The organism is Idiomarina sp. UBA3162 (assembly GCF_002364475.1).
Taxonomy (GTDB): Bacteria; Pseudomonadota; Gammaproteobacteria; order Enterobacterales; family Alteromonadaceae; genus Idiomarina.
The window spans coordinates 514-10,333 of record NZ_DEYI01000075.1 but is presented as its reverse complement, the minus strand read 5'-3'; the positions used below and the strand labels follow the sequence as shown (position 1 = coordinate 10,333).

Below are 9,820 nucleotides of genomic sequence, written 5' to 3'. Positions count from 1 at the left end.
TAAACCTGAATTTATTCCTGGCGAATGGATAAAGGAAGGCGCCATTGTTATCGATGTCGGCATGAACCGTCTTAACGATGGTCGATTAACCGGCGACGTTCAGTTCGAAGTCACAGCACAACGAGCAGGTTGGATTACTCCTGTACCGGGCGGTGTTGGCCCCATGACGGTCGCCTCACTGATTGAGAATACGCTTCAAGCCTGTGTTGAGTATCACGATCACGCCTAGTATTTTGTTTGAATAATTAACGATAGCCGCTGAGCATACGATGTTCAGCGGTTGCCGTTAACGGCCAAAAGCTATCGCCAGTGACTTGCTGAGCTAATTGACACCGCGCTGACGAAGGCGCCAGCGCCGCAAGTACGCGGTCTGCTAAGGGCACTTTAAGCTCAAGACACCAAGTCACCTTGATTTTCAACGTTGTAGCGGCGACAAACGCATCCTCATCATCCGCTGCACGACGACGCGCCCAATAGTGATCGACTGGAATTTCTTCAATCCATTGTTGCGCTTCACTATCGTAATAACGCTCTTTGAACTGACTGAACATCTCATCGGTAGGCTGTATCACCTCAATGTTTGCAAACTTTAAGCCGTGCAATTGCTGAGCAGCAACCGATTTTAGGATGTTTTGCCAACTCTCAATATCTTTATCTTTAGGTACCAAGCTTGCCATGGTTGCCGCGAGAATGACGCGCATAGGTTGCTTCTCGCCGTGGTTGATGGCACCTACTCGTGCGGCATATTGACTTGCGACAAACAGCGTTTGTTGCGCCCACCAAAGATAAAGCAGCTGTGCCAGCAATAAACCAAACAGCAACATTAACGGCAGTACCATGACCGCTTCGACTAAACTTTGGCCTTGCTGTTGTGGTGTTTTACGGCATTCCGATAACACGAATGGTAACTTCATCGCCCTGCTGCTCAAATGGTAAATGCTGACCGAGCATCAATTTCGGTTGTACACCCTTAAGTCGAGTACGCATCAGTAATTGCTCTGTATAAAAAGGATCGGGTACAAAGCGCCACGCCGTTGCGAACGGCCAGACTGGAATCACGTAACGCCCTTGTCTTGCCAATTGTGCTTCGGTCAACGCAAACTGACCGAAGCGTCGATAATGGTCCCGCTGCGCCTGAATCAACATGATTAACTGTTGTTGCCACTGTAAACGGGTTTCGAGGTTTTCCTGCCAACGCCAAAAGGTGAGCGATACCTGCCATAAACCAGCAAGTATCGCCGTAGCAAGTACCACCTCCCAAAGACTGAACCCTTGATGCCGCATTAGCCTTGGAAGGTAACTGTAAAGGTTCCGGTCGAAAAGCTAGATGAGTAGGCTTGGTCCTGATAATCTCGAGCCAATCGGTTGCCCTCTTCTTGAGAGGTAATGCCATCAAAGTTTATTGTGTATCGATTCAGATCCCCTACATCGACTGCAATCGTAATATCCCCACCCCAAGGGTTCTTACCTACGCCATCCGACCAATCCGCCGGGACCGCACCAATATTGCTCAGCTCCGTCATACTGATACCGGTAAACTCACCACTGGCGGGTTTCCACATCTGGGCACCCGCTTGTAACGTGGTAATTACATTCTTTGCCTCTGACACTCGCGCATTACCGACAGCCCAGTCTCGCAGCACCAACGTTCCCAATGACGCAATAGCAATAATGCTGAGCACCGCCAAAACCTCAATAAAAGTGAACCCGTTAACTTTCGTTCGCATCTTCATCGCTCCTTGCAAAGATTAAATCGACGTCATCACGCGCATCAGGGTGTTGCCAATCGCACTCAATAGAAATAACAACAAGCCCGTAATCAGTAGATAGCACAGCGCAATCCATAGACGTTGCTGATACGCGACGCTACGCTGAATATCAACGTAACTTCGTTGCGCTACTTTAATGAGCGCCTCCCGTTGACCACTGAACTGTTGCCGATGACTTATCCGAAATAATTGCCGTGGTAGCAATAACCCGGTATCGAGCACCATCGCCAGACTCACCCGTCCCTGCGCCAGACGCTGTTGCATCCGCTGTAAGTGCCAACGCGCATAGGGTGACGCCACACGAATCAGCACAGCAAAAATAGTATCGAGTGCAACGCGGTGATGCATGAGAAGTGCTACCAAACGCGTCAGCCACAACGCATTAAGCGCACGGAATTGAGAAAACAACCCGTAGCGCTCCAATTGTGTGCGGTGAATGCCTACCCAATTGCGCGCTAACCAACGCCAACAAATCCCCGCACCTGCGAGGCACATAATCATCCACCACCACCCATCAGCAACAAGCCGACCGAACGTGATCACCCCATCTGTAACTGGGTCGTTATCCTTTGAAGCGGCATAACTGAGTAGCTTGGGTAAATAGCTCGTTGCTGCGTACGCATAGGCGAGCAATACCGTTAGTAGAATAAATACGGGATACATCAATTGTTTATAGAACGCCCAACGTAAGCGCTGTAATTCGACTGTCACATCACGGTAGTCGTTAAGTAGGTCGGTTAAACAGTTGTATTGTTGTCCAATGAGAAAGAGCTCTAATAAGTCTCGTTTAAGTTCACCCTGTAAAGCATGCGCGATGGTTTGTCCGCGTCTCAAACCGATTTGCAATCGCTCAGCTAATTTTTGCTCTGGAAACAATTTAAAGTAGGCCGCTTGAGTGCACATGGCTTCAGCCGCCTCGCGAGGACCACTGCCATCCTCGAGCCAAACGCAGTAATCTTCTACCCACTGCCATTGACGTTGCTTACTCATTCGGTTCATTTGGCCTGTGGACCTTCGTCTGAGTAATAGTATTCGCGTGGCGTTTCCGCAATAACCTGCGCAGCTCCTCGTTGCGCTAGGCTTTGCCAACCGCAGCGTTTTAGATGTTCACGCCAACCAATATAATCGTGACTCAACGCGAACTGACGAGCGATCTGGTCGAACACCACATACTCAGCAATCAAGGTCGGCTGACCCTGTTGATAGGTTAAGCGTTGTGCAATGATGCCTCGCAAAACGCCTGGTGTGAGCAATTGTTCTAGAGCACAACCAAGATCACGCAGTCGTTCTAACGCGGACAGCGCATCGCCCGCATGTAGAGTAGCGGTCACTAAATGACCGGTTAACGCCGCTCGAATAGCGGCGGCGGCCGTTGAATTATCACGAATTTCGCTGACCGAGATCACATCAGGGTCTTCTCGTAACGCAATTTTAATAGCATGTGCAAACCCCTCTTCTCCGCGCGTTGAGTCTATCCACCGTTGCTCAACGTGGGGTTGTTTAAGCTCCACAGGATCTTCGAGCGAAATAATCTTTGCCGCCTCACTAAAGCGTTGGTGAATAGCGGCCAGAGTGGTTGTTTTACCTTGTCCCGTCGGCCCGACAACGAGCAATAAGCCACTATTGTGACGGAGCATGCAATCGACGCCTTTGATAATGTCTGGCTCGAAACCCAAAGACTCTAGCGACAAAGCACTCGATACCTCGGTCGCTAATAACCGCAACGTAACAGCAAACCCATCGCTAAGCGGTGACTTCTGCAGCCGCACTTTTATTTCCGACAGTTGGCTATCAGCACGACTCAACGGCACCAATAAGCTCGCGCTGTCGGTACTTTGCTCATTAAACACTTGGTTGTAATCATGACTGCGCGTATTGAGCGCTGCCGCGATCGCCTCGGTCATTGCCTCACGGTTGCGTTGATGGTGGTCGACTAATACCCCTTTTACTCGATAGCAGGTCCGACAAAAGTGTTTACTGAATCTTAAATGGATGTCGGATGCACCTTTCGCCAAGCCCTCTGCAACTAAATCTGAGAGTAATTGCTGTGCATGCGTTTGATCGGTTGCTTCGGCTTGCTGCTCGGTTTGCGGGCGGCCTGTACGATAGGTCAGTATGGCGGCCCGAATCACACGTGCGTCAGCGACTGCACACTGTACCGGCTGTTGGGTGTAGTCGCGTAGTAGCTTTTCTAAGTTCTCGCGCTCGAGTACTGCTTCCCGAAATGCTCGCGGCGAACAAACTAAAAGTCCTGATTCCGTCGCTAACATCGCTTTGTCATCACCCCCCTCTTGATGCCATTGATTCAACAGCATCTCGCAGTATTGAAAAATAACAGGATGAATCGTACAGCCGTACAGCGCTTTGGCGTCGAGCTGTGGCATCGTCTCCATGGCTAGAAACACCTCCGTTGTGAATCATGTTTTACCTCAATCAGCGCTCCCCAATACCAGTGGGTCGCATCACTCTGCAGGTGCCAATCATGGTTGGCTACACGAATACAATTACTCGGCTCACCCTTCTCTCTAGTCACTGTCGGTTGTAAGAGCCGCTGTTGATGAGCAATCTCCACTTGCTTTTTAAGCCAATTCAATTGCAACTCTGCAAACGCTAACTCACGTTTTTTTTGTTCCATTGCCGCTTGCCAATCTTGATACGCTTGCAGCTCCGTTTGCCATTGCTGTGTCACAGTTGGCTTGGATTCAGCCTCGTTGTCTTGTTGCTGCGCGAGCGCTGGAAAAGAACACAAAACAACAACACTAAATAGGCTGAACCAACGGATAGTCCAGCGTCCATTGCACAGACCAGTAGCCATGTTGGTACCTCATTGATAGGGACGAAAGTTTCAGTTCAGGATGTCTTGCCAGCCACGCCGCTAATTGTTGTAGGTGTCGATAAGACATCATGTCGTAGGTTAGTTGCCATTGCGTAGCGCCTTTGGTCACAATTTGCGCGTCATAAAACTGTTGGCGATAGTCATCTAATAGGTCATTGGTGGATAACCGCTGACTGTTCTGCGATGCTTGATAAGCTTTTAACGGCGCGGTTAATATCTCTTGGCGTCTAGCAGGGCGTGGCGACGTATTCGATATCGTCGTCTGCTGCCAGGTCAGGCGAATACCCGAGCGCGCCACTTCGATCTGCACCAACTGTTGCTGCTCAAAAAATGGACGGCTCATCAGTTGCCCGAGTTTATCTATCACTAGCACATGATCGAGCTGTTTTATGACCTTGGGCTCAGTCTGGCTCGAATCATTTTGCGGCGAGTCAAACAGCGTTATGAAGCCAACAAGCGCTGCCAACACAACGGTTGCAATAAAACTCACTGTCCACTTGACCAATGAGGAAGCGCGTTTCGCCAAGCGCTCTGCGGGAGCCAATCGCACAAAGCTTTCTGAACATTGTTTTTCCTGCATTACCAATCCCGGCCAATCATCAGGTGCAGGTTGGCACGAACACCAATACCAATAGTCTGGGCACTGAGATTCCGGATATTCAGCCTGCCAAGCACAGACGCGCTTAATCAAGCTTTCCGCTTCACCCTGTTCAATTGCGGCCAGCCGGTCGCCATGCCAAACCACGAGTCGAGCCGGCTTTAAGTCTGCAAGAATCCAGCCGAAAACACGCTCCTGCGGCCAATCGTTGCGCACACAGAATAAAATATCGAAGCCGGGTTGGTGACTCAAACTCAGCCACCACTGCTGCATAAACAAAACCAAACCACAGTAGGGATAGTTCCACTGTGCAACCAGCGCTAACACTTGCTTATGTGATGGCTTCTTGCTGCCGAGCCGCAAGCGAAAACTTTGCGTAACCCAATCACTCATTCGCAACGCCTACAATACGCGGAGTAATGAGTAACAGCGTTTCACTATTCTGTTGTTTGTGTTGCTGCCCACCACCCAGTAGCCAGCTCACCCCCGAACGGGTTCGGCCTGTTTCGGTTTGTTGATTTCTAAAGCCGGTCAGTAGCAAGGTTTCTGAGTGACCAACCAGAGCCTTCAAGAAAAAGTGCTTGCGGGCGGTATGGGGAGTCTGAATCATGTTGTCACCAGACTGCACGACACTCATACCTTGCAACGCACTCATTTGGGAAGATAAGTGTAGCAAGACATCTTTTTCTAAAATGTTCGGCAGAACAAATAGTCGAAATCCTGTTGTCACTCGGCCCGGTTTGAGTCGCTGCTGCTGTCCTACATAAGGCGTACTACTTATTTCCGATTCAGCTAAATAAGCTTGCTCCTCTTCAACCAGAAGCTGAGCAATTTGGTGGTTTAATGTCAGTAAACGCGGGTGATGGCTCACTTTGACATGACCTTGCTTTTGCAACGCCTGTACTAACACGTCAACGGAATTACGCGCCCCATTGAGGGGACTCAAAATGAAGCGTCCCGCGGCCTGTTGCAGCCAATTTTCTGAACCACTCTGAGACGTTAACCAAGGAGCACCCTGACTGTTTCGTCTGACACTCGACCAGTCAACGGTGTATTGCTCGTTGTCACTAAAGCGGATTTCGACTACTTGAACATCTAATGCAACTTGCCGAGTTAAGCTTTTGTTCAGTTGCGCGATGTAACTATCCACTTGCTTAATCACACTCGGTGTATCTTTCACCAGCAAGGCGCTTGCATTTGCGTTGAGGGCAACCTCACCGCTATCCGACAACATTAGTGTGATAGCGACTTTCAGTTCATCCCAAGCCGGTTTATCGCCTGACTTAAAACCCAACTGTCCCGTCGCGTCACTAGACGATTGCTGAGCACCTTGCTCATTAAGGGAAAACTGGGTCATACCGGCTAGAAACGCGAGATCGTAGCGCTTTACTTGATAGCGCTTTAAATGCACCGCATACGGCTCATACTCAATAAACAGTTGCTGTCCATTACTGAGCCAAGCCAGCCATTCACCAACGGTCCCAGAAAAATGGCTCGAGATCAGCGTGTCCGCTTGAATTTCCGGATCGAGCAAAACCGCAACATTGAGCGGCGTGAAAACAGTTTGTAACGCTTGTAACAACGGAACTTTACTCAGTTGCGTTTGCAACGGTTGACTATACCAAACCGGTTTGTCTATCGAACTTTTTGCCAACGCGGGTACGTAAAACTGGTCGCTCTCCACAACGGTCACCGGCGCTTCTGGGGCGAGTTGATAGTCGTATTCATTTGCTAAACGCTGGTGTTGTTGCTCGGCTAAGGCGTCGGCCTGTGCGATAAGGGCAGCAGGGTCATAACTACACGCTACGCAGAGCAGCCCGCCAAGCAACGTGGATACAACACGCACATAACTCACAACGGGGATTCCTGATAACGCACCACCGCGCCTTGATTGGCGTAAAGCACCAGTTGCAAACCAAATGGTTTAAGTAGACGGGTAAAAAAACCTTGCCAATTGTCGGCCTCAAGCAAGTAATCCGTCGGCCATTGATGGTGATGCGACGCCTGCCAATCGACAACCTTAATCGCCAAATGCTGCTTCAACAATTTTATAACCTGCGGCTCGAGCAGCCCAGCCCTAACCATCGCAGCAACGCCCTGGCTTTCTGATCGCCACTGCATCGGCTGGTCAAACTCAGCGGGACCTAAATCAAGCGATAAACAATCTTGCGCCACACTGCTGGGTACCACGCCACTCGTCAGTGCGGCAATCAGCACTAAATAGGAGGTTAGTTTTTGCAGGATCATGACCTTTACTCAGTTGAGTTAATTCAATACCCCAAACTTTATAAAGCCCATAAAAAAGGGGCGATATCCGATCGCCCCTTTGTTAAGTCAGTCATGGATTATTTTTTATCGATAACCCACTTGCCGCCCTTGTAGTGAGCCTTCCAACCGGTCTGTTTTTTATTAACCTCGGTCACTACATATTGCTCTTTATTTTTCCGCGAGAAGCGCACGATAGCCTCGTTACCCTCGTCATCTTCCTGTGGCGCTTCAGCAAGATACTTAAACTTGTCAGGCAAACGGTCTTTAAACCGCGCAAGCTCTTTTACCTTAACCGCTCGTGTCTCACGCGACTTAGGAAAGGTGTTCGCTGATAAGAAAATACCTGAAGCCCCATCACGTAACACAAAGTAAGCATCGGAATCTTCGCAAGGAAGCTCGGGCAATGGTACAGGATCCTCTTTGGGTGGCGCGGGTTCTCCGTTGCGCAACAACTTACGCGTATTCTTGCACTCGTCATTTGTGCAATCAAAATACTTACCAAAACGCCCCGTCTTGAGCTGCATCTCCGAACCGCATTTATCACACTCAATGGTCGGTCCGTCATAACCTTTTATACGAAACTCACCCTTTTCAATGACATAACCGTCACAGGTCGGGTTATTACCGCACACATGGAGTTTGCGTTTCTCATCGATGAGGTAGCTATCCATTGCGGTGCCGCATTTCGTACAACGCTTTTTGGCGCGCAAAGCTTCTGTCTCGCGCTCATCTTCGTCAGTCACTTTAACGGCTTCTTCACCGGGCGTCAGATTAAGCGTCTGCGTACACCGCTCTTTCGGCGGTAGATTGTACCCTGAACAACCTAAGAACACGCCCGTTGATGCAGTACGGATACCCATTTCGCGTCCACATTTAGGACACTCAATATCGGTCATGACCATCTGATTGCCGCGCATACCGCCTTCATTTGGGTCGCGCTCAGCTTGTTCGAGATTGGCTTTAAAGTCCTCGTAAAACTTATCGAGCGTTTCTTTCCAATTACGTTTGCCTGCGGCAATGTCATCGAGCGCCTGCTCCATTTCCGCGGTAAAGTTGTAATTCATTAACTCGGTAAAGTTTTCAATGAGTCGATCGTTAACGATTTCACCCATTTTTTCGGCGAAAAAGCGTCGATTTTCCACTTTTACATAGCCGCGGTCTTGAATCGTAGAGATAATCGATGCATAGGTTGAAGGACGACCAATGCCACGCTTTTCTAATTCTTTGACCAGCGACGCTTCGCTGTAGCGCGCCGGCGGTTTAGTGAAGTGCTGTTGCGGCTCCAACTGTTGTAATGCTAATACTTCGCCCTTGCCAATATCAGGTAAGGTCATATCGCTGTCTTTCTTCGACGATGACGGCGGTAGCACTTTGGTCCAACCCGCGAAACGCATCACACGACCGCGCGCTTTGAGTTCGAAGTCGCCCGCCTGTGCGGTTAGTGTTGTACTGTCGTATTTTGCGGGCACCATTTGACAAGCAACGAACTGACGCCAAATCAACTCATACAGCCGTTGCGCATCACGGTCCATGCTTCCCAATTTATCAGCCTTAACGTTCACATCCGACGGACGAATCGCTTCGTGCGCTTCTTGTGCGCCCTCTTTGGAACCGTAACGATTAGGTTGTTTCGGCAGGTAATTAGCTCCGAAGCTCTGCTCAATGTAATCACGACACGCGCTGACTGCATCAGCACTCAAATTGGTTGAGTCGGTACGCATGTAGGTAATGTGACCCGCTTCATACAAGCGCTGTGCTAGGGTCATGGTTTTCTTCACACCAAAACCTAAACGCGTACTGGCTGACTGCTGCAGCGTCGACGTGATAAACGGCGCCGATGGCTTGCTTGACGTTGGTTTGTCTTCGCGAGAAATAATTTCATAGTCGGCATCTTTTAACTGTGCCAATGCCGCATCGGTCTGTTCTTTGTTCGCTGGCCTGAAGTTTTCACCGGCTTGCTTGACGACCTGCATACGCAAATCGTCTTTAGCCTGTGTGGCTAAATCAGCGTGCACATCCCAGTATTCTTCCGGTACAAAGGCTTTAATCTCTCGTTCGCGCTCGACCACCAAGCGCACGGCAACCGACTGCACGCGTCCAGCAGATAGTCCTCGAGCAATTTTCTTCCATAACAGGGGCGATACCATGAAGCCCACGACGCGGTCTAAGAAACGACGCGTTTGTTGTGCGTTGACACGATCTAAATTGAGTTGTGCTGGATGCGAGAAAGCATCTTGGATCGCATTTTTGGTAATTTCGTTGAAGACCACCCGTTGATAACGGTCGTTATCGCCGCCCATCAGTTCACGTAAGTGCCAGGCGATCGCTTCCCCTTCGCGGTCCAAATCC

At 49.8% G+C, this 9,820-nt stretch carries 10 protein-coding genes and 1 pseudogene; 1 reads left to right on the top strand and 10 read right to left on the bottom strand.

Annotated elements, in window-relative coordinates:
* Nucleotides 1–229, top strand: a pseudogene (locus B2X00_RS09730) (bifunctional methylenetetrahydrofolate dehydrogenase/methenyltetrahydrofolate cyclohydrolase); the annotation flags it as partial.
* Nucleotides 230–245: 16 nt separating this feature from the next.
* Here B2X00_RS09730 and B2X00_RS09725 read toward each other — a convergent pair.
* The 10 genes from B2X00_RS09725 to topA form a co-directional block, all read right to left on the bottom strand.
* Nucleotides 246–914 carry a TadE/TadG family type IV pilus assembly protein gene (locus B2X00_RS09725; protein ID WP_290487357.1) on the bottom strand — a complete coding sequence of 223 codons (669 nt, stop codon included), beginning with the start codon at nucleotides 912–914 and terminating at the stop codon, nucleotides 246–248.
* Entirely contained in the window at nucleotides 880–1,284 is a 405-nt protein-coding gene (locus B2X00_RS09720; protein WP_290487356.1) for a hypothetical protein, read from the bottom strand. Before B2X00_RS09720 ends, B2X00_RS09725 begins: the two co-directional genes overlap by 35 nt.
* Nucleotides 1,284–1,727: a type II secretion system protein gene (locus B2X00_RS09715; RefSeq protein ID WP_290487355.1), complete on the bottom strand. Its 444-nt coding sequence runs from the start codon at nucleotides 1,725–1,727 to the stop codon at nucleotides 1,284–1,286. Before B2X00_RS09715 ends, B2X00_RS09720 begins: the two co-directional genes overlap by 1 nt.
* 21 nt (nucleotides 1,728–1,748) lie before the next feature.
* Entirely contained in the window at nucleotides 1,749–2,759 is a 1,011-nt protein-coding gene (locus B2X00_RS09710; protein WP_290487354.1) for a hypothetical protein, read from the bottom strand.
* Nucleotides 2,760–2,764: 5 nt separating this feature from the next.
* Nucleotides 2,765–4,162, bottom strand: coding sequence for a GspE/PulE family protein (locus B2X00_RS09705; protein WP_290487353.1), 1,398 nt, complete (start codon nucleotides 4,160–4,162; stop codon nucleotides 2,765–2,767).
* Nucleotides 4,163–4,164: 2 nt separating this feature from the next.
* Nucleotides 4,165–4,584, bottom strand: a complete 420-nt coding sequence (locus B2X00_RS09700) for a hypothetical protein (RefSeq protein WP_290487352.1) — start codon at nucleotides 4,582–4,584, stop codon at nucleotides 4,165–4,167.
* On the bottom strand, nucleotides 4,529–5,596 hold the full coding sequence (locus tag B2X00_RS09695) for a hypothetical protein (protein WP_290487351.1): 1,068 nt from the start codon (nucleotides 5,594–5,596) through the stop codon (nucleotides 4,529–4,531). Before B2X00_RS09695 ends, B2X00_RS09700 begins: the two co-directional genes overlap by 56 nt.
* Complete coding sequence (locus B2X00_RS09690) at nucleotides 5,589–7,058, bottom strand: hypothetical protein (protein WP_290487350.1); 1,470 nt, start codon at nucleotides 7,056–7,058, stop codon at nucleotides 5,589–5,591. Before B2X00_RS09690 ends, B2X00_RS09695 begins: the two co-directional genes overlap by 8 nt.
* Nucleotides 7,055–7,450 carry a hypothetical protein gene (locus B2X00_RS09685; protein ID WP_290487349.1) on the bottom strand — a complete coding sequence of 132 codons (396 nt, stop codon included), beginning with the start codon at nucleotides 7,448–7,450 and terminating at the stop codon, nucleotides 7,055–7,057. The genes B2X00_RS09690 and B2X00_RS09685 overlap by 4 nt, the downstream gene beginning before the upstream one ends.
* Before the next feature lie 98 nt (nucleotides 7,451–7,548).
* Nucleotides 7,549–9,820 (bottom strand): type I DNA topoisomerase (topA, locus tag B2X00_RS09680; RefSeq protein WP_290487348.1); only part of this gene is annotated, 2,272 nt, incomplete at its 5' end.

Bases quoted from the DNA above. Each gene is read 5' to 3' on its own strand.
- B2X00_RS09685 (WP_290487349.1), bottom strand. From the start codon at position 7,450: ATGATCCTGCAAAAACTAACCTCCTATTTAGTGCTGATTGCCGCACTG.
- B2X00_RS09705 (WP_290487353.1), bottom strand. From the start codon at position 4,162: ATGGAGACGATGCCACAGCTCGACGCCAAAGCGCTGTACGGCTGTACG.
- B2X00_RS09720 (WP_290487356.1), bottom strand. From the start codon at position 1,284: ATGCGGCATCAAGGGTTCAGTCTTTGGGAGGTGGTACTTGCTACGGCG.
- B2X00_RS09725 (WP_290487357.1), bottom strand. From the start codon at position 914: ATGAAGTTACCATTCGTGTTATCGGAATGCCGTAAAACACCACAACAG.
- B2X00_RS09715 (WP_290487355.1), bottom strand. From the start codon at position 1,727: ATGCGAACGAAAGTTAACGGGTTCACTTTTATTGAGGTTTTGGCGGTG.
- B2X00_RS09710 (WP_290487354.1), bottom strand. From the start codon at position 2,759: ATGAGTAAGCAACGTCAATGGCAGTGGGTAGAAGATTACTGCGTTTGG.
- B2X00_RS09700 (WP_290487352.1), bottom strand. From the start codon at position 4,584: ATGGCTACTGGTCTGTGCAATGGACGCTGGACTATCCGTTGGTTCAGC.
- B2X00_RS09695 (WP_290487351.1), bottom strand. From the start codon at position 5,596: ATGAGTGATTGGGTTACGCAAAGTTTTCGCTTGCGGCTCGGCAGCAAG.